Origin of the sequence: Prevotella koreensis, from assembly GCF_003977605.1 — a bacterium.
Classification (GTDB): Bacteria; Bacteroidota; Bacteroidia; order Bacteroidales; family Bacteroidaceae; genus Prevotella; species Prevotella koreensis.
In genome coordinates this window covers 689565-710049 of record NZ_RYYU01000001.1, presented here as the reverse complement: position 1 = coordinate 710049, position 20485 = coordinate 689565, and the positions used below count along the sequence as shown (strand labels likewise).

Below are 20485 nucleotides of genomic sequence, written 5' to 3'. Positions count from 1 at the left end.
CGCATTCTCAAAAGTTAGGATTGGGGCGTTCTTCAACAATAGTAGTAAATTCGCTTTGATATATCTGAAAGCGGAATAGCAAACGTTCTAAAGTTTCTGCACACATAGTTTCTCCTATATGAAAGTCAATCTGCTCTTTATCCCTTACTTGCGGATTAAAATCATAAGAATAGTGAGTGAGAACATCATCTCCTTCATTTTTATAGATTCTGAAATCTACAACTCTGTCACCTAATGTGACTTTACCTTCAAAAAGTACTTTTTTATTCATAGGCAAAATTCAAATTATAAATGTTGAGGGCAATATTACCTACACGCCAAGACGCAATATTCATTCCAAAACAGAAAGGATAAGACAAAAGAGAAAATCTGTCACAAAATCATCCTACAAGTGACAACTTGTCATACCCTTGTTCAAAGAAGCAAAACACAAAAACAAAAGGCCATCTTTTTCCTACTGAGCCCTCTTTTGGGGTGTAATAAAGGGTGTAAATCGCTTAACTCGCTGATTTACACCCTTATTTGCGGAGAGAGAGGTTTGTGAACCAAACTCTCGTATCTCGTTGTATATAAACTTTCTATATGTTTTGACAAATCATCAGTGTAGCATTTTTGTAGCAGTATTCTGACCGCTTAATGACTACCATTCTGACTACCTGTTGAAAGCTCAACCGCTCTCTTTTCTTGGGTACAAAGATATATAAAAATGTACTACCATCCAAATCTTTGCATCATAAATATTTAGAGATTTTACTGCTACATTTTCCAGTGCAAGGTGCAAGCCCTTATATATAAAGGGTCTTGCACCTTGCACTGCGTGTTTTTAAAGCAATTTTAATTGTCTAAACTGTATTTCATATTGTCTTTTTTCAGATTAAAATCATTATATTAGCCAATATATTATGTGTTCCGCTACTGTTAAACAAACTTGCACTGGCTGCAAGACGGATTGCATAGTATGCAAACATTTTCATGTAGCGGGTTGCTCTTGTGACAGTGCTTTAGTAATTTTATAAGTATGAAAGAATTATTGGAAATGCTGAAGTCGGCAAGAGTGAAAAATGGTTATTCGCAGGAGTATCTGTCTGTTATTCTGAAAGTTAGTTCGAGCCGAATCTCGCGCTGGGAAAAAGGAAAGACAGCAATGACCCTTGATCAAGTTCTGATGTACGCTTCTAAAGTGGACATCCAGCCTACCAAAATATTCGAGTTTCTTGCACGTAATGGGCAGACTGATCCTTTACCTATAGCAGAAATTCACCTGGAGGTTTTCACTGAGGAAGCATTCAGAAGACTTTCACAGTTAGTCTGTGAACTCGGAATAGAACATGTAACAATTAAAACCAAACGATTACGCTGATGGAAATAATCGCAGTAGAAAGCCAAGCCTATCAAGAACTGATAGACAAGCTCAATCGTATTGAGCAGTATGTTGAGCGCACCTCCCGTCTTATCCAAGACATTGACGACGAGCTGGAGATGACCACGAAAGACCTAATCGGGACTCTGAATGTTTCAGAGTCCACCCTTTACCGCTGGCGCAAGAAGCAGCTGGTGCGTTACCGCTACACGGAGGGCGGCGATGTGCGTTATTTTTTCAAATCAATCATTATTGCCGTGAAATGTAACCGGCTCCGTGTATCAGGGATGAGGAACGATGAGATTCTCGGACGACTCAACCGCTTCAAGGACAATCTTATAATGAGTTCTTGCCTTAATCCTAAAAATAGATAAAGTATGATAGATAAAGAACAAATACTTTTGCTTACACAAGGAGGGTTGAACGTGTTCTCCCATTTCCTTGGTTTTGAGGTGAACCTTCATCGCAACTTCCGCAGTCCTTTCTATGATGACAGGCGGGCTTCCTGTCATATTTTCTATGACAGGAAGAGCTCATCCTATAAGTTCTATGATCATGGCGATACCGCCTATTCAGGAGACTGTTTCTGGTTTGTGGCAACCTTGCACAGCCTAAACCTGAAAACCGATTTCCCAAAAGTCTTGAAAATCATCGTACAAGAACTGGGACTGTATTCTTTGTATGACGGTGAGAGGTGTAGCGAGGGCAAAATTGCTACGCCGATTCAGAAAAGTCTAGTCATCCCAAGTTCAAAGGCTGACATTACCGAAAGTAAGGAAGAACGTCCATACAGTTTCGAGATACAGCCATTTGACAATGGGCTGCTGAACTATTGGGGGCATTATGGCATCCATGAGGATACACTCCGCCTTTTTCGGGTACGGAGTCTTAAACGCTATGAGAGTATTTCTTCTGATGGAAGAAAATTTGAACTTTATGGCTCACCTACGGAACCTATCTTTGCTTATATCGGAAACGGGTATGTCAAAATATACCGTCCCCACAGCCCGAAAATCCGCTTTCTTTATGGTGGGCGGATGCCTGCCACCTATTGCTTCGGAATGGAGCAGATTCCTGCCAAAGGAGATATGCTCTTCATTACAGGCGGGGAAAAGGATGTACTCTCATTGTATGCACACGGCTTCAATGCAATCTGCTTCAACAGTGAAACGGCACAGATACCGACAAGCATCATCGAGAGCCTTCAGCTTCGCTTTCGGCATATCATACTTCTGTATGATGCTGACGAGACAGGCGTACGCGAGAGTCACAGACAAGCAGAACATCTGGCAGAATACAAAGTATTGAACCTTTCACTTCCGCTAAGTGGTACGAAGTCTGAAAAAGACATTTCAGATTTCTTTGCCTTGGGCAACGGTGCAAAGGAACTGAAAGAGCTGCTTGCCAAGATGTTCTCAGACCTATACAGCCAAACCATGATGATGTTACGTTCCTGTGAGATTGACTATGAGAATCCACCGGACATTTCCAAATCAGTAGTAGCAGTAAACGGTGTGCCACTCGGCACGCAGGATAACCTGTTCTGCATTACCGGAGGTGAGGGGACAGGCAAGAGCAACTATGTCGGAGCCATCCTTGCCGGAGCGTTGGGAGAAAAACGATTGCCGATAGAGAATACCTTGGGATTGGAGATTACCGCCAATCCCAAAGGCTTGGCAGTCCTGCACTATGACACGGAACAGTCCGAGGCACAGCTGCACAAGAACTTGGGTAAGACACTGCGTAGGGCTTCTTTGACGGCAGTACCGGAGTTTTGCCATTCCCTGTATCTTGCCTCTCTGTCCCGCAAGGACAGGCTGAAGCTTATCCGCGAGAGTATGGACTTGTTCCATCACAGGCATGGAGGCATCCATCTTGTGGTGATTGACGGAATAGCCGACTTAATACGTTCCGCCAACGATGAAACGGAAAGTATTGCCATTGTGGACGAGCTTTATCGCTTGGCGGGGATTTATAATACCTGTATCATCTGCGTGCTGCACTTCGTACCGAATGGTATCAAACTCCGTGGTCATATAGGCTCGGAACTGCAACGCAAGGCGGCCGGTATTCTCTCCATTGAGAAAGACGACAATCCCGAATACTCTGTGGTGAAGGCATTGAAAGTCCGTGACGGAAGTCCGTTGGACGTACCGATGATGCTTTTCGGCTGGGATAAGACAGAGGGCATGCACGTCTATCGTGGTGAGAAGTCCAAGGAGGACAAGGAAAAGCGCAAGACTGATGAGCTTATTGGCGTTGTCAAAGAAGCCTTCCGAAATTCTTTCAAGCTCACTTACCAAGAACTTTGTGAGGTTCTGATGCGAGAGATGGAAATCAAGGACAGGACCGCAAAGAAATATATTGCCTATATGAAGGAGCAGCGTATTTTGATACAAGATACAAGTGGTAACTATCAAAAAGGAGAATTATGCCATACTTAGATCAACAGCCAGAAGATACATGGCAGAAACGCCTGTTTGATAAACTGAAGAATATGGAAGACAAGCTCGACCGTCTGCTTGTCCTACGGGAACAGGAAGTAGATACGACCGTTCACCCTCCATTGAAACCCGAATACTTGGATATCATAGATGTCTCCAAAATTTTGAAGGTGGAACAAAAGACCATTTACAACTGGGTTTGGGCAGGGAAAATACCCTACCTCAAAGCCAATGGTCGATTGCTTTTCCTTCGGGAAGAGATAGATGAAATGTTGCATAAACGAGATGGTTGGTAACGGCAGGCAGTATACCGACATGTTAGATTTTGGCAATATATTTGTTTTATTGCCAAAATCTAACTATCTTTGCACCGAACCATTAATGATAGCAGAATGAATGTCAGTAATATCATTGTAGATTTTGCAAACGCCAATAAGGAATTCAAGACGAATGACTTGTCTGAGTATCTTTCCGGGAAGATTGAACTTTCCAAGAAGATGCTGTCCTGGCATTTACGCAAGTTGTTGGACGAAAAAAAAATATTCAGAATAAGCAAAGGAGTATATACGACAACCCCAAAAATCATTTTCCGTCCTGTTCCTAATGCTCACTCCATTCGGTTGTATAAGAAATTAAAAGCGGTATATCCCTTATTGGACTTTTGTGTCTATAACGGTGAAATACTGTCTGACTTGCAGCATCACCTGTCGTACAACAACAATATCTATATAGAAACGGAGCGTGATGCCACTGAAACCATTTTCCACTTTGTACAGGATATGCACGAACGCAGTTTCCTTTCGCCAAAGGAGGATATTATGTCCGATTATATCCGGTTGGACAAAAGATCCTTTATTGTGAAGCCTCTTGTTTCAGAATCGCCCATACAGGAAGTAAACGGCATAAATGTACCAAGAATTGAGAAACTCTTGGTTGATATCCAATGTGACAGGGATTTCTTCTACCTGCAAGGTCAAGAGTCCTTGTACATGATGCAGAATGCCTTTGCCAACTATAATGTGAATATTGGCATGTTACTGCGATATGCCTCACGGCGCAATATTAAACCGCAAATAGAAAAATATATCAAGGAATTTGTATGATCAAGAAAGAATGTATGACCGCCGAGTGGATAAAATCCATTTCTGTGCGTAACAAGTATAAAGACCTGAATCTGATAGAGAAAGTCATCAGGGCAATGTACCTGTTGGAGATGCTGAGATTGTCCGGTTGCCCTTTCTGTTTCAAGGGTGGTTCGGCTCTGATGCTTATTTTGGGTGAGTCCGCTCACCGACTATCCATAGACATTGACATTATCTGCCCGCCCGGGACGGATATTGAGCCCTATCTGAAAGATATAGAAAAGTTCGGGTTCATATCCAAAACCCTTGAAGAACGGCAGCAGAGGGACACGAATATTCCCAAGAGTCACTCGAAATTCTTTTATCACATCGCTTATAAGAACGATGATAAACCTGCGTATATACTGCTTGATGTCCTGTACGAGGATTTACAATATCACGCTACTGAAGAAGTCGAGATTAAAGGACCTTTTATAGAATTGGACGATGAGCCGTTGAAGGTAACCGTGCCATCCGCTGATGATATTCTCGGTGATAAACTTACGGCATTTGCTCCCAATACCTCTGGCATTCCTTATATCAAGGGAGACAGGGATTGCTCACTGGAAATCATCAAGCAGCTATACGATGTAGGCAGGCTGTTTGAACATTCCGGTAACTTTCAGCACACTAAGGATACTTTCACCCAAATCGGGAAAATAGAATTGCAATATCGGGGCTTACCCGCTGAACTGTCACTCATTTATGAGGATATTAGGGAGACCGCCTTGTGTCTGGGCACTAGAGGGCAGATGGGTAAAGGTGATTTCAAAATGCTGCAAAGTGGCATTAAGAAAATAGACGGCTACATCTACAAAGGGAAATATCGCATAGAAGAAGCTATCGTAGATTCGGCTCGTGCGGCTTACCTTGCTACCTCAATAGAAAAATCAAGCACAAGAATTGAGAAATACGATGGAAATCCAAACACCATACTTGCCATGGAATTGTCTCCTTCCGTCAATAATAAACTCAACAAATTGAAGAAAATACTACCTGAAGCTTTCTTCTATTGGGTCAAGACAAGCGAACTATTACAAAAATAACCAGTTAAATTTTGGCAATAATACTCGTTTATTGCCAAAATCTAACCGGCTCGACAAATAATTACAAATACACTTCCATTAGTGTCTCCACTTGGGTCTGAAACTCTGTAACCGGCTATCCTCTTCTTTATCTTGGACAGGGTTGTTTTCATTTTTTATTTTGGCAGAATAATTATTGTTGGGTAAATTCTCTTCTTGCTCCTTTTCTTCCGTTTCATCTTTTTCCTCATCAGGTGGAGCAAGTGTAAGTGCAATCTTTCTGTCCAGCTCCGCAGCTTCACTTTTAAGTGAGCGAAGCTCGTCCTCTTTTTTCCACGAGCTGTTTGCAATAGTAATGTAAACATCCTTATTGGCTGTTACTTTCTCCATTTCCTTCTCGTGCGATTCTATCACCTTTGGAATACGCTCCAAGGCATTAACGAAGTTCTGACAGGCAAGTTTCGGGTCTGTTGCCAACTTACCATTATTATAGGTATAGTAGATACTCTCCTGCCCTTTCACAAAGAAGCGGTTCACCGAACAGTCAAACAAGTCTTTTGAAGTACTCTCCGTCTTGACCATGATGGAAAACCCATAAATCTCACCGATTTTGTTGTACTCTCCTTTGGTGCGAGCTTTTTCGTCTATTTCCTGTAAACGTGCAGCAATAGTCTTGATGTCAGTACAGTCTTCCACACCTTTGATTGTCAGTTTATTTATAGGTGTGCCTTCCTCATCACGCTCCACACGCTTCTCAAAAAGAGCTAAGTCAGACTGTGCCTCTTTGATTTTATCCGTATGGAAGGACACGGAACTCTCAATCTCCGCCAATTTCCCCGTTGCTGCATCACGCTCACGAAGGAAGCTCTTGCGCTCTGATTCCAAGGTAGTAATCTTCTTATCCAATCTTGCTTTTTCCAAAAGGTCGGTATTGCCTGAAAGCACTGCTACATACTCTGAGAAGTTCATGCCGCTGTCCTCATCCATCGAGCCCTCGTCGATGGTGCGACAACCAAGCTGGTTACTTTTCAGTTGATTGATGAACAGCTGCTTGTTATGCAGCAGGTTAAACTTGTAGCTATCCAAGGAACGCTCTACGGCATAGATAATCACATCGACCTTGTTGTTCGCAAACTCTTTGGCAACAAGGTTTCCTTTACGGATGGCACGTCCGTTACGCTGTTCCAGATCCGATGGTCGCCACGGCGTGTCAAGTTGATGGACCGCGACTGCCCGCTGCTGTGCGTTCACACCTGTGCCCAACATGGAAGTAGAACCGAAGATGATACGGATGTCGCCTCGGTTCATGGCATCCACCATCGCTTTCTTGGCTTTCTCGTTCTTACACTCCTGAATGAAGCGTATCTCGTAGGATGGGATATGATAGTCTTCTACCAGCTTACGCTTGATTTCCGAATAGACATTGAAGTCTCCACCGGGCTTATAAGTACCTAAATCAGAGAAAACGAACTGCGTTCCTTTCTGTGCGTCGAACTTTTGGTAATAGTCATTGAGCATCTTGGCACAGTGACTTGCCTTGTTGTCAATATGATCTGAGTACGCATTTTCATCAATCATGCGTAAATCAAGGCTCATCTTGCGAGCATAGTCTGTTGCAATCAGCATCTTTGCCCTTTCCTCGCTCTCACTCAGTGGCGCTCGTCCCAAGATTGTGGCATCGCCACTCTTGGCAAACTCCATCAGCTTGCCGATAAAAACTTCCTGCTCGGGTGTTGGCGGTATGTTATGCAGTATCTCATTCTTCTCCGGTCTGTCGATACCGATGTCTTTGGCGGTACGAAAATCGCAAATCTCCGCATAAAAGTAATGGGTGTGAATGTAATCAGCTGATTACTAATAGAAAACAGAATATATTTGACAATAAGGTGAACGACTAAGAAACGAGCGAGTTTCTTCCTCTTTCTTTATTCTGCAATGTCTCAAAGAACACTTAAATTGATTGTGCAAAGATAATGTTTTCTGATGAAAACAGTGTGCTTTTACGGAAATAAATTGTAGGTACACCTTAAATTAGTCACATCTAATTCTATTGGAAGTCATTTGTTCAAGTTTTAGCGTTGTTATTATGCTATCAAAAAGGCTCATAATCAATTATTTTACACTGTAAAGTGAGATAAAGAGAGAAAAATAAAACTTTTTGGAGAAAAATCCCCCGAAATATTTGGCGGATTGAAATAATTTGCATAATATTGCACTTATAAGCACGGAACAAACGTTCTGTTTTGAATTTAGCAAGTATGAAATAATGGAAAAACAAATAGTTAAAGAAAGCATAAGCAAAAGGGACATTATCCTTAATGAATCGTTCAGGCTATTTCTGAAAAAAGGTTACGCAGCAGTATCATTTTCGGATTTAGTGGAAGCGACCGGCATTTCTCGTGGCAATATGTTTCATCACTTCAAGAATAAGGAGGATATATTCAATCATGCCGTTGATAGGTTTGTATTTGAATTCTTGACCAATGATGCTACAGACTTTCTTGAACTTACAAGCTCGACACCATTAAAGGACTTCATTGATAATCGTGTAGAAAACATCGGTCGCCGTATGAAATCATTTTTTATAATGACAAAAGGCACAGTCACTTGTAGTGTACTGAATAAGTTGACACTTTCTAAATCAAAAAGGAGTAAAATTTATGTCTCAGTACAATGAATCAGAGAAAATACTGTTATTACATCAGTATGTAACAAGTGGCTTAACCTTGCAAGAGTTCTCTTCTCGTCATGGTATCCCTTTAAGCACATTCCATCGTATTTATACCGAATATGGCTCACCCGACGTCTCGTCAGTAGCATATCTTATGAAAAAAGAAGATATCCCCGTTCAGCTCGAAGAGCTCCAAGCGCAGCTTTTACGCGAGCGTAAGGCTCATGAAAAAGAAATCAAACGTCTTGAAAAAGAATTGGCCGTTGAAAAACTTTATGGTTTGGCCAACAAGACGATGATCGATCTTGCCGAGAAGAAATACAACATCCGCATACGAAAAAACTCCGCTGCCAAGTAATCAAGACCTTGTCGCAGGGAAAAGAAAGACAGGAGCTGGTAACTCATCCTGTCAGTTTACTCTGCGGTTATCTTGGCATAAGCAGACAAGGATATTATCGCCATGTGGATCGCTCTTTGGAGTTGGACGTCCTGCGCAGCAGCATCGTGTTCTATGCGCAGGAGCTCCGCACCTCTTTACCCAAGGCCGGCATACGCATCCTTTACGAGCTATGTCGTCGCAAATATGCAGATAAGTTTACCATCGGGCGCGACCAATGCTATGAGCTCTTCCGCTCCAATGGTCTGTGCCTTCGCCGTCGCAAACGCCCAAGGACGACCAACTCCAATCACCACTACCACATCTATGAAGACCTTCTCAACACAACGCCCAAGCTACATCCCGCCCGCTTCGGCGAGCTGTGCGTTACGGATATCACCTACGTAGCAACCTCTTCAGGTTGGGCCTATCTCTCCTTGGTAACCGATGCCGCTTCACGTCTGATCGTGGGCTGGTGCCTGCATCCGACCCTTGAGAGACAAGGTCCGATGAAAGCCCTCTCTATGGCCATCGATTTCTACAGAAAGTATAATGTCGAACTCTCGCAACTCATACACCACTCCGACCGCGGCGTGCAATACTGCTGCAATGAGTACGTCGACAAACTCAAATCTCTTGGAATACAAATAAGTATGACACAAACCGGAGACCCATTACACAACGCCCTGGCCGAGAGGATGAACAATACGCTCAAGAACGGATGGCTCTTCAGTACAGAAGACAAAAGTCTGCAGCAGGTCAGGCGCCTTACAAAGAAAGCCATCGACCTGTACAACACGTTCAGACCGCATCAGAGCCTGCAGATGAGAACGCCAATGGAAGAAGTCGGAAGGTTGACGGCATAACTTCATCGGCACACATTATTAAGTCAAACAATAAAAGAAGGAGGTAGAAACAACCACAACAAGAAAATAAAAGATTAATTTTGCAATTAGAAGACAACTGTCAACTAACTATGTAGTTAAGAAAAGAACAAGACAAGCCTAGCTGAACTTAGCAAATAAACTTGTCAAAGAAGAATGAAATTAAGAAACCAAAGTTGTCAACTAATTCTAGGACATTACACTCCTGCCAATTTCATGTCATTTATCCTGTATCTGAAAGACAACTATCCGGATTGGAAAGAGAAGTTTCAAGAATACGAGAAAAGAAAGAGCCTTGAGTGGAAAGAGGTGATAGAGCTTGCCAAACAGAAAGGAGAGATTACTCAAACTGTGGAAACAGAAAAGATTATATCTTCCATTAGAAATATATATCTTGGATTGTCATACAGAAGTGCATTGAGCAGCCAACTTTCTATTTCCGAATTGAAAGAGCAAATATACACAATATACTATTTAATAACCAAATAATATTCCTATGAAAAAAGCAGCATATATCAATAGCGTATCGGCATATCTTCCTAATTCTCCCATCGCCAATGAGGAAATGGAGGACTATATCGGGGAAATTGGTGGAAATCCGTCAAGGGTTCGTTCCATTGTCCTTAGACAAAATGGCATCAAAACGAGATATTACGGGTTGGACAAAAACCAAAACCTAACACACTCGAATGCAGAGTTGGCAAAGGAGGCCGTATGTGGGCTATTTGAGAATAGACAAATTCCAAATGACCTGACCCTATTGGCTTGTGGAACAAGTACACCCGACCAACTGCTTCCTTCCCATGCGTCTATGGTTCACGGAGAATTAGCCAACTATCCTATGGAAATATTCTCCTCTGCAGGTGTATGCCTTACCTCATTGCAGGCATTGAAAATATGCTATAGCAATATTCTTGCAGGACTGCATCAAAAAGCTGTATGCGTGGCATCAGAATTAACTTCACCTGCATTGGTATCCAAATTTTATGACCCGGAGTATGAAGCTACACATGACAATCCTGACAAAGACCCCTATATGGCTTTTGAGAAGGATTTTATGCGATTTATGCTTTCTGATGGTGCAGGAGCGGTATTGGTGCAAGATCATCCCGAAGGAATATGTTCTCTCAAAATCGAATGGGTCGATATGACTTCCTATGCCAACGAACTACCCACCTGTATGTTTATGGCATCAGAGTTGCAAGAAAACGGACGGCTCAAAAGCTGGAAGGAGTTCTCTCCTGATGAGATTAAGGAGCGTGCCGTACTTGTGGGCAAACAGGACATTCGGCAGCTAAAGAAATACATTATCAAGTATTGGGTTGACCATATCGAAACCGTACTTGCCAAACATCATGTAAAAGCAGAAGAGATAGATTATGTCATACCTCATGTATCATCAATGTTTTTCTATGAGAAATTAAATGACGAAATTGCTGCTCGTAACATTGCCCTGACAAAAGAGAAATGGTTTACAAATCTAACTTCTGTAGGCAACATCGGTTCCGCTGCCATTTATGTGGCTTTGGAAGAATTTATAAGGACAAAAGGTATAAAACGTGGAAACAAGATACTTCTCCTCGTTCCCGAAAGTGGAAGATTCTCATATGGAACAGTATTACTTACTGTAGAATAGGCGAGAACCAACTTATCGCTCTTTTGCAAGGACACGATAAGCTTTATATATAGAAGTTAAGTATTCATTAAAATCAAGGATATGCAATCAGATAATTAAACACACAAACTTAATAGTTTGGAAGCTGTAAAATTGATTACAGTGCAGCAATATCCTTACCGATCAATTCGGAAAACTGTATGAAAAAAAGGACGCGGATTCGAAAAGCGACATGAGTAGAAAAAACATAGAATTATACAAATATGGATACAATTAATAATAGAAAAATAACGTTAGATGCAGATTTGTTATTAGATGCAGAAATGCAAACACTTGAGGGCGGAGTCGCCTCTGAAGGTTGTGCTGTAGACCACAGTGAGAATTCTACAATACAAGCCCCATGGGGTGGCTGTAGTTCATGCAACAAAACTCAAAGTTGCCAAACACGCACTTAATTATAACAATTATAACATATGTCACTGCATCGAATATCACTTTTGGTGCAGTGGCACTAAAACTTAGAATAAGTATGAAACTAATTTTGAACCCAGAATATATGTTGAAACCCGAAAAGGGTAAAGCTTTACTTTTAACTGCAGATCCTTTTCGAGCAAAGAATAATGAGAAATTAGAATCAGTAATACATCCTATCCATGCGATGATATTGTCATTCTTTGACGGAAAGGAGAAAGACTTATGCATAGATAATGCCGCTCAATATTTAAATGTTGATAAGGGTAAGATTTCCAACTTTGTATCAAAGTTAATAAATAATGAGCAACCTGTAATTGTTTCTCTTGGAAAGAAGTATATATATTTCCCTCAATACACTCTTGTTGGGGTTGAAAATACTACTTCTGAGAATATTCGGCTGTATAATCCAAATGATTTCAAGTATGATTTTTTAGACTTGAAAATGGGAAGGCATTCTATGATAACCGATGTTACCCTTATGCTTACAACTCGATGCAAAACAGATTGTGTGTATTGCTATGCAACAAAACAACATTGTAATAAAGAACTCCCTCTTTCTAGAATAATGTCACTTATAGATGAAGCATATAAGTTAAAAATGAGAGGTTTTGATATCATTGGAGGAGATGTGTTTGCCCATTCACATTGGAAGGAAATCCTTGCTAAACTATATTCAAAAAAATTCAACCCCTTCGTCTCGACAAAAGTACCTTTGAATGAAGAAGATGTGAATTTTTTAGCTTCGATAGGAGTCAGAGATATACAAATATCTTTAGATACATTAGTCCCGTCAAATCTAGACAAAATTGTACACTCTACGAGTAAATACCATGAAAATATAATAAAGACCTTAGACTATTTAGATAAATACAATATCAAGACAGTCATACATACCATTATTTGTAGAGATAATAACTCCATAGAAGATATTAAAAGCTTGGAAAAAGAATTGTTCAAGCATCCGAATATCGATTTATGGCGTATAGATCCTGCTACATATTCTATGCCAAAAGGAGTAAAGTCTTTTGAAAAATATAAGGTCACTAAACACAATTTATTAGAGATATATGATTATATAAAATCTCAATCATATCCTATAAGAGTTCTTGCAAATAGCTTGTATAATAACGCAAATAAAAGTCAGAAGAAAAAGAATAATGATTTTATAGAAAATAGGGTTCTTTGTACTGCAAATTATTCTCACTTATTCATTTTGCCTGATGGGAAAGTTACTATATGTGAGCAACTTTATTGGAACTCTAAATTTATTGTTGGAGATGTATTAGAATCTTCTCTTGCTGAGATTTGGACTTCAGATAAAGCTAAGTATTTATACAACCTACCTCAAAAAGACATAAGTGACGAAAGCGCTTGTAAGACTTGTAAAGTATACACAATTTGTCGGCAACAGTCAGGTGGAGTATGTTGGAAAGAAGTAATTGCGGCATATGGAACAGACAAATGGGACTATCCAGACCCTAGTTGTCCTCATGCTCCAAATGTCTACAATGATATTTATTTGTAATTTTATGTTTCGAATGAGAAGTTCTCGTATTTTCAAAAACATCTTCTCTATATTAAGTAGGGAGATGAAGTTTGTAAGCTTATTAGTTCTTGTTTTGTTGTCTATACAGAGTTCTTATGGACAGCAGGTTTCGGGAGTAGTACAGCATGACAACAATGCGATAGAGTATTGTAATGTGATGGTTAAAAATGTGGAAGATTCTGCATTCGTTTCCGGAACAGTAACAGACCAATTGGGAACCTTCGTGATTGACAAGATAGATGTTGGCAACTACTTCTTGGAAGTTTCATGTGTAGGCTATGAAAAACAGAGAGTCCCCTTTACAATTACTTCCAACCAGAATATCCATTTGCGAGTAGAGCTTCTACGCAGTGAAACTTTCTTGGACGAAGTTACAGTTACGGCTTCTCATAAAATTTGGAAGAGAACGAATAATTCATTAGCGATGAAAGTTGAGGGGACTCCGCTTGCCGATATGATTTCCGCTATTGATGTTTTAGCATATATGCCGGGAGTTATAGCTGATAATTCCGGCATAAAACTAATTGGCAAAGACAATCTGCTCATTTTGATAGATAATCGTGTAGTATCTTCATTTTCAGAAATAGAAAACCTAAATGTTAACTCTATTAAAACAGTTGCTCTTGAGAAAAATGCAGGCGTGCGATATAACAGCAAGTATAAATCTGTCTTGCGAATTACCACAAAGGAGCGCAGTGGTAATTCTGTGGAAATAAGCCAAAGAACGAAAGTAGGTAGGAAAATTTCCAATACAGAAAACGCCAACTTTTATCTCGCATCAAATAAAATAACACTTAATGGCGGAGTTATCACGAGTTTCCGTAACGATTTGAATTACTACACTGTGGAAACACAAAATGTAGAGAATAATGTCCAATACATTAGTCGGCAGTCAATACAAAACAAACGAAAAGGCTTTGATGCTTCGTTTGGACTTAAATATGAGTTCAGCAACAACCACTACTTGCAGCTATATGATGATTTCTATTATGCGGGAAACAAGCTGATTAACAAAAGTACTACAGAATATATTGAACCCGGCTTGCACGAACAGATATTCACAGAGATTGCACCAAATTACAATGAAAAGAATAATCGGTTGAACCTCTTCTATAATCTGCCGGTATTGAAAGATAGTCATTTAGAATTAAATCTTGACTACATATATCAATCTTCCGATGACAACCAAACAATCAAGAACTCCAACAAACAAAAAACAAATGAGTTTTGCATAATTTATAAAGGGCGTTATAACGTTTATCTGGCTCAGCTAAACTATGTGGGCACACTTTGGCGTTCATTTGACGGAAATCTGGGCTTAGACTATATGAACTTGACGAACAATACCTTTTCCTATAATAACGCGGAAATGGCGAAAGCGATAAATAACGAGGGAGAACATAAAGAACAACAGATTACATATTACATCAACCTGAAAAAGCAATTAAATAAATTTGGGCTTCAAGCAGGTATCAGATACGAAACGGTTTGGCTGAAATATAAAGATACGAAAGAATATGCCGAACAAACAAAACGAATTAGCAGTCTGTTCCCGTTTATGTCTTTGGAGGTAAATTTGTCTTCCAAATGGAACCTTTCCCTGACGTACGACAGAAAGATGAACCTTCCTTCTTATCAACAATTAAATCCCATCATAACCTATTACGACAAGTATAGTTATAGAATAGGAAATCCGAATTTGGAACCGGTTTACTTTAACAATTTCTCATTAAGTGCATTGTACGACAATATTTTGAACCTTTATGCGGAATACTCATTCATAAGGAACCAAATACAGGAAGTACCGATGACTGATGCTGCCAACCGACAAGTGATTAAAGTAATTCCTGTCAATATAGCGAAGAACCATCAAATAAGCATCGGAGCAAACCTGACGAAACGATTTGGAAAGCATCAGATAGGTTTCCACAGTGCACTGTTAGCGCAAAAAAATCAATTAGACAATTTACAGGTTGAAAAACATCGTTTTTTTACCTCTGTCTATGTGTCGGTTAATTATAACTATCGCTTACGGGATAATATAAACTATTACGTGAGAATGAATTATACCGGAAAGACAGAAGATACCGTCTTTAAACAGTATCCGGCATTCAGCACCAGCACTGGCATTACTTTCAGTTTCTTTGATAAGAGAATGCAACTGAATATTGCTTGCAACGACCTTTTTCGTACCGAAAACTCCGATTGGGAAGTCAAGTATTTAAACATTAACAACTTACAAAGAAACAACGCAGACTCGCGATATTTTTCTATTTACCTTAAATACAATGTCAACAAGACTTCTCGCAAGAATAAAGTAAAGAGTTTGGATAATATACTGAATAGGCTGTAGTGCAACATTAACTTTGCTTTTAACTCTATTGTATGATTTTTTATAGTTTTGCAAAACAATGTGATGCAATGGATTGTGGTCCCTCTTGTTTGGTAATGATTGCCAAGCACTATGGAACACACCCCAATATTGAAGCTATACGAAAGACTTGCGATCTCGGTAAGGGAGGTGTTTCTCTCCTCGGGATTAGTAAGGCGGCAGAGGAGATTGGCTTTAAAACTATCGGTGGTCGATTGAGTTTTGACACGCTTACGTCAGAAGTACCCTTACCTTGCATCATTCATTGGAACCAGAACCACTTTGTGGTTGTTTATAAGATAAAGAAACGCAGAGGTAATCAATATGAAGTTTATGTGGCAGATCCTGGAAAAGGACTTATAACCTATACCAAGGAGGAATTCTGCGAGCATTGGGTGAGTACTAAGACCAACGGCGAGGAGAAAGGTATTGCCCTTCTTCTCGAACCGACAGAAAAGTTCTATGTACAAAATGATACTGAAACTATTCCGACTCAGAACCGCGTAAAATTTCTTTGGAAATACCTCAGGAAGTACAGACGCTTCTTCATTCAATTGATACTTGGCTTGTTGCTCGGTTCGCTCCTGCAACTCGTCTTTCCTTTCCTCACACAAGCCATTGTGGATACGGGTATCGGAGGAAAGGACATTGGGTTCGTGTGGCTGGTTTTATTGGCTCAAATGATGCTTCTTTTCAGTCGTACAGCCATTGACTTCATTCGCTCCAAAATACTCTTGCACATTTCCACGCGCATCAATATCTCGCTTATCTCGGATTTCTTTATTAAACTGATGAAGTTGCCGATGAAGTTCTTCGATACCAAATTGATGGGCGACCTATTGCAACGCATTGAAGATCACCGACGTGTAGAACAGTTCCTCACATCAAGCAGTCTAAGTTTATTATTCTCGTTTTTCACTTTCCTTGTGTTTGGCATTGTGCTTGCGGTCTATAATCTCGGAATATTCCTTGTCTTCCTATTTGGGACATCGCTTTACGCAGTCTGGATTATCCTCTTCCTCAAAAAGCGCAGGCAGCTCGACTATAAATATTTTGAGCAGGCAGGGCGAAACCGTAACGTTACCTACCAGCTCATCAATGGAATGCAGGAAATCAAGCTGCAGGGATGCGAGCAGCGCAAACGTTGGGAGTGGGAGGATGTGCAAGCCGATCTATTCAAAGTTAATCTGCAATCACTCAATCTTCAGCAAGTACAACAAGCCGGAAGCATTACCATCAACGAGGTAAAAAACATACTTATCACGGTACTTGCTGCCACTGCCGTGATACATGGCAGTATGACACTTGGTATGATGCTGGCAGTACAGTACATTATAGGACAACTCAACAGTCCCGTAGAACAACTCATCCAGTTCATCTACTCTTGGCAGGACGTGAGCATCAGCCTTGACCGCATGAACGAAATCCACACCGAGACCAACGAGGAAAATGTCGAACGGACACGTACCGCCTATACGGACAAGACCACCGAAAGACATTCCCTCACGATAAAAGACCTATCCTTCAAATATGATATCTACAGTCCGAAAGATATTCTATCGAATATCAACCTCTCTATTCCCAACGGCAAGGTAACGGCAATCGTGGGAGCGAGTGGAAGCGGAAAGACAACGCTCGTAAAACTCCTTTTGGGATTCTATGAGCCACTGAATGGAAACATTGAGATAGGCAATGCCAATTTAAGTGAATATAACCTCGGCTGGTGGCGAAGCCAATGCGGTGCGGTGATGCAGGAGGGATATCTCTTCTCCGATACCATTGCGAGAAACATCGCCATATCTGACGATGAGCCCGACATCGAACGTATCCGTCATGCTGCCCGTGTAGCAAACATAGCCGACTATATAGAAGCCCTGCCTTTGGCTTACAACACGATGATAGGACAGGACGGACAGGGTATCAGTCAGGGACAACGACAACGCATTTTGATAGCAAGGGTAGTCTATAAGAATCCAATGTTTGTCTTTCTGGATGAAGCGACCAATGCCCTCGATGCCAACAATGAACGAGCCATTACAGAAAACCTCTCGGAGTTCTACAAGGGAAAAACAGTTGTAGTAGTGGCACATCGTCTTTCCACAGTCCGCAATGCCGACCAAATTGTAGTTTTGGATGAAGGTAAAATTGTAGAGGTAGGTACACACGAGGAACTGACTGCCAAACGTGGTAAATATTTTGCCTTAGTAAAGAATCAATTAGAACTTGGCAACTAATATGAAAGAAGAAAAGAAACCAGAACGGAGCTTTGAACTGCGTAGCGAAAAAGTTCGTAGTATCGTGGGACAGATACCCTCCTCGCTTATCCGTTATGGCATTACCGCCATCGGAATGGTGTTACTCTGCCTTTTTGCTGTAGCCTATTTCCTGCCCTACAAGCAGGTTTATTATGGAACGGCTACTGTGCGTGAAATAAATAACACTCCAACCGACAGCATAGAGATAGCCATCTTGCTTCGATTCGAGAACAAACATCTCGAAAATATAAACGGACAAATAATTTATCTGCAATCGCCCTATGGAACGTTCGCAGGGCAGCTACGAGACCTTTTTATCGTACGTGACACTTTGGAACGTCAGGAAGCCCTCTGTCGTTTTAAGTCAGCCGAAATAAAATCAGTGGAAACCCAAACTGTAGACTTTCAAATAGTACACTCATCTGGTAATCTCCTACAAAAAATGCTTGGGGAATTATAATGGAGTCGGACATTTATCATCCCTCTCTCGATAATCAATCGTCAAACTCACCGCCTTCTCTTGTAGGGCGGTGAGTTCTTTTGTCAAGCGGATAAGCTCCTGCAACAGGGTTTGTGTCATTGTTTCCCTCTCGGTGATGTGGAGAAAGCGCACCACCTGATTATAGTTCACTCCAATTTTATGGACTTCGGCAGTGAGTTCGGAGAGCTTACGGTAATACTCCACAGCGGACTTGTCCACCGTTATCACCTTAAAATGCTCTCCTAATAACCTTGCACGCACGAACTCTGACTTGGACTTTGAGCCTGACTTGTGATAGAGGTCTATCACCCGAAGTTGGTCTTTCGGGTCGGGCAGGCGGACGTGCCAGTCGTCCCACTTGTCGGGCATATCACCATACCTTTGGGGTACTCTTTTCCTTGAATTATCACTTGCCATATTCTCTTGTTTTCGTTTCTCTAATTACGACTTTGGAGTGATTTATTCCCCCTTTCGGGGCAAGGGTCTTTGTGGGACAAACGGCAGTTTGTGTCACAAAGACACACCTTGCTGATGTAGAAAATGGGATTATAAGCCCATGCCGTGTTACTGCATTCATTGAATACAGTAACTCAGCGTAGGCTTGCATTCGAGGAATGCAGTACTTCAGAGTTTCCGCCATCTTTCCACATCATCTTTGTATTGGTCGAGATGTTCTCGAAGCACCTGCTCCACATATCCTGAAACGCTTGCTCCCTGCTCACCGATTTTCCTCACCACGAAGTCCAACTTTCGTTGAGTTTCCTCTGATACATACACGGCTTTGCGGTGGCTGTTGCGAAAGGGCTGGAGATATTTCCCCTGAAACTCGGATAATTGCTTCCTGTCCTTTGTTTTTCCCATTCGTTGATGATTCTCTTCGGTAGAAGTAGCCCTTTCCGTTGGTGACAACTCTGTTTCTTGATAGGACGGTTGAGAATAGTCCTCGTGACTCTTCTTGTCATTTTGTTCCTCAACTTTAACAGGCTCAAATCTTTTCTTTTCCTCCTCATAATCTATCGGCTGGTCAAAATCGGGCAATTCTTCGGGCTTGCGGAGCTTAACGCCATAATTGCCCATATCTCGAAGGGCTTGTTCCAGACGTTGTTTCCTTTGTTCATCTATTCTTGCCATAATTTCTTGGGTATTGCGTTATAATGCCTTTCAAGCATTGTCTGTATGTCGCTCTGCTTGTAAAGTATCTTCCCTCCGATTTTGTAGAAAGGAAGTGTTCCTGCATTTCTGTACTCTTGGAGCGTGCGTGTGCTGAGCCGTAATTGGCTGCAAACCTCCTCGCCAGTGAGGTAAACCTCTCCGCCCAACATCGGACGGGCTGTGGCGCAATAACGCTCCAATTTCTTCAATATTCCTTCCATCAGTTGTGAAAACAACTGCATCTGAGGGTCTTCCTGCGTAATGATTTCATTCTCCGCCATAGTTCATTCATTGTTTGCGTTCAATAACTCCGTGATGTCGCTCTCCTTGTAATAGCACTTGTGTCCAATCATTGAGAAAGGGATTTTTCCCGTATCTCTGTATGATTGCAGGGTACGTTTGCTGATGCTCAAACGCTTGCACACGGCTTCGTTGTCAAGCCATTCGTCCGTTTCAGGCGGATTGCCGATGAGTTGTTCGATACTGTGGATAAAGTCTGCAAATTCAGAGTGGTGTCGCTCCCACGCTTTGCGGTCGATGATAATGAGTTTCATTGCCTTAATTTTGTTTTGATTACTTTATTGTTACTCGGCAAACAAACTGTTATGCAGTCCATTGCCGTACTTATCAAGTGCAAAAGTAAACCCTCGGAAGCACCGCTGCAAGAAATGAGGATAAGCAGGGAAATAGAGAGAAAACAAGAGAAAAGA

General features: G+C 41.2%; 19 protein-coding genes and 2 pseudogenes. 15 read left to right on the top strand and 6 right to left on the bottom strand.

Annotated features, from left to right (window positions below; all coding sequences use genetic code 11):
- Positions 1-7: 7 nt before the first annotated feature.
- Positions 8-271 (bottom strand): hypothetical protein, encoded by a 264-nt coding sequence (locus EHV08_RS03080; protein WP_126677901.1) that lies wholly within the window; start codon positions 269-271, stop codon positions 8-10.
- A 765-nt stretch (positions 272-1036) separates the two neighbouring features.
- Here EHV08_RS03080 and EHV08_RS03075 point away from each other — a divergent pair.
- The 6 genes from EHV08_RS03075 (at position 1037) to EHV08_RS03050 (ending at position 5971) form a co-directional block, all read left to right on the top strand.
- On the top strand, positions 1037-1360 hold the full coding sequence (locus tag EHV08_RS03075; protein WP_004353888.1) for a helix-turn-helix transcriptional regulator: 324 nt from the start codon (positions 1037-1039) through the stop codon (positions 1358-1360).
- On the top strand, positions 1360-1734 hold the full coding sequence (locus EHV08_RS03070; RefSeq protein WP_061869213.1) for a hypothetical protein: 375 nt from the start codon (positions 1360-1362) through the stop codon (positions 1732-1734). Before EHV08_RS03075 ends, EHV08_RS03070 begins: the two co-directional genes overlap by 1 nt.
- 3 nt (positions 1735-1737) lie before the next feature.
- Positions 1738-3804, top strand: a complete 2067-nt coding sequence (locus tag EHV08_RS03065; protein WP_126677900.1) for a bifunctional DNA primase/helicase — start codon at positions 1738-1740, stop codon at positions 3802-3804.
- Positions 3792-4100, top strand: coding sequence for a helix-turn-helix domain-containing protein (locus tag EHV08_RS03060; protein WP_025068443.1), 309 nt, complete (start codon positions 3792-3794; stop codon positions 4098-4100). Before EHV08_RS03065 ends, EHV08_RS03060 begins: the two co-directional genes overlap by 13 nt.
- Positions 4101-4196: 96 nt before the next feature.
- Positions 4197-4907, top strand: coding sequence for a DUF6577 family protein (locus EHV08_RS03055; RefSeq protein ID WP_126677899.1), 711 nt, complete (start codon positions 4197-4199; stop codon positions 4905-4907).
- The gene (locus EHV08_RS03050; RefSeq protein ID WP_097646958.1) at positions 4904-5971 is read left to right on the top strand and encodes a nucleotidyl transferase AbiEii/AbiGii toxin family protein; all 1068 of its coding nucleotides are present in this window, start codon (positions 4904-4906) and stop codon (positions 5969-5971) included. Before EHV08_RS03055 ends, EHV08_RS03050 begins: the two co-directional genes overlap by 4 nt.
- 78 nt (positions 5972-6049) lie before the next feature.
- On the opposite strand, the gene EHV08_RS03045 is transcribed toward EHV08_RS03050, so the two are convergent.
- Positions 6050-7651 (bottom strand): helicase C-terminal domain-containing protein, encoded by a 1602-nt coding sequence (locus EHV08_RS03045; RefSeq protein ID WP_238987997.1) that lies wholly within the window; start codon positions 7649-7651, stop codon positions 6050-6052.
- Between the two features lie 565 nt (positions 7652-8216).
- Here EHV08_RS03045 and EHV08_RS03040 point away from each other — a divergent pair.
- The 9 genes and pseudogenes from EHV08_RS03040 to EHV08_RS03000 form a co-directional block, all read left to right on the top strand.
- Positions 8217-8558, top strand: a pseudogene (locus EHV08_RS03040) (TetR/AcrR family transcriptional regulator); the annotation flags it as partial.
- A 217-nt stretch (positions 8559-8775) separates the two neighbouring features.
- Positions 8776-8979, top strand: coding sequence for a hypothetical protein (locus tag EHV08_RS11610; RefSeq protein ID WP_006255059.1), 204 nt, complete (start codon positions 8776-8778; stop codon positions 8977-8979).
- An 8-nt stretch (positions 8980-8987) separates the two neighbouring features.
- A complete protein-coding gene (locus EHV08_RS03030) occupies positions 8988-9863 on the top strand; it encodes an IS3 family transposase (RefSeq protein WP_158676041.1) in 876 nt (291 codons plus the stop codon).
- Between the two features lie 210 nt (positions 9864-10073).
- Positions 10074-10370: pseudogene (locus tag EHV08_RS03025) on the top strand (TetR/AcrR family transcriptional regulator); the annotation flags it as partial.
- 7 nt (positions 10371-10377) lie between these two features.
- The gene (locus EHV08_RS03020; protein ID WP_099984709.1) at positions 10378-11517 is read left to right on the top strand and encodes a beta-ketoacyl-ACP synthase III; all 1140 of its coding nucleotides are present in this window, start codon (positions 10378-10380) and stop codon (positions 11515-11517) included.
- Positions 11518-12025: 508 nt separating this feature from the next.
- Positions 12026-13495 carry a radical SAM/SPASM domain-containing protein gene (locus tag EHV08_RS03015; RefSeq protein WP_158676040.1) on the top strand — a complete coding sequence of 490 codons (1470 nt, stop codon included), beginning with the start codon at positions 12026-12028 and terminating at the stop codon, positions 13493-13495.
- On the top strand, positions 13419-15869 hold the full coding sequence (locus EHV08_RS03010) for an outer membrane beta-barrel family protein (protein ID WP_317125805.1): 2451 nt from the start codon (positions 13419-13421) through the stop codon (positions 15867-15869). Before EHV08_RS03015 ends, EHV08_RS03010 begins: the two co-directional genes overlap by 77 nt.
- Before the next feature lie 32 nt (positions 15870-15901).
- Entirely contained in the window at positions 15902-18121 is a 2220-nt protein-coding gene (locus EHV08_RS03005; protein WP_112199764.1) for a peptidase domain-containing ABC transporter, read from the top strand.
- Between the two features lies 1 nt (position 18122).
- On the top strand, positions 18123-18602 hold the full coding sequence (locus tag EHV08_RS03000; protein WP_112200199.1) for a hypothetical protein: 480 nt from the start codon (positions 18123-18125) through the stop codon (positions 18600-18602).
- Here EHV08_RS03000 and EHV08_RS02995 read toward each other — a convergent pair.
- The 4 genes from EHV08_RS02995 to EHV08_RS02975 all read right to left on the bottom strand — a co-directional run bounded on the left by EHV08_RS02995 (position 18597) and on the right by EHV08_RS02975 (position 20329).
- Positions 18597-19040 (bottom strand): plasmid mobilization protein, encoded by a 444-nt coding sequence (locus EHV08_RS02995; RefSeq protein ID WP_112199763.1) that lies wholly within the window; start codon positions 19038-19040, stop codon positions 18597-18599. The two genes, EHV08_RS03000 and EHV08_RS02995, sit on opposite strands and share 6 nt — an antisense overlap.
- Before the next feature lie 207 nt (positions 19041-19247).
- A complete protein-coding gene (locus tag EHV08_RS02985) occupies positions 19248-19754 on the bottom strand; it encodes a DUF3408 domain-containing protein (protein WP_126677894.1) in 507 nt (168 codons plus the stop codon).
- Positions 19742-20056 carry a helix-turn-helix domain-containing protein gene (locus tag EHV08_RS02980; RefSeq protein WP_126677893.1) on the bottom strand — a complete coding sequence of 105 codons (315 nt, stop codon included), beginning with the start codon at positions 20054-20056 and terminating at the stop codon, positions 19742-19744. The genes EHV08_RS02985 and EHV08_RS02980 overlap by 13 nt, the downstream gene beginning before the upstream one ends.
- A gap of 3 nt (positions 20057-20059) precedes the next feature.
- Positions 20060-20329, bottom strand: coding sequence for a helix-turn-helix domain-containing protein (locus tag EHV08_RS02975; RefSeq protein WP_126677892.1), 270 nt, complete (start codon positions 20327-20329; stop codon positions 20060-20062).
- Between the last annotated feature and the right edge of the window lie 156 nt (positions 20330-20485).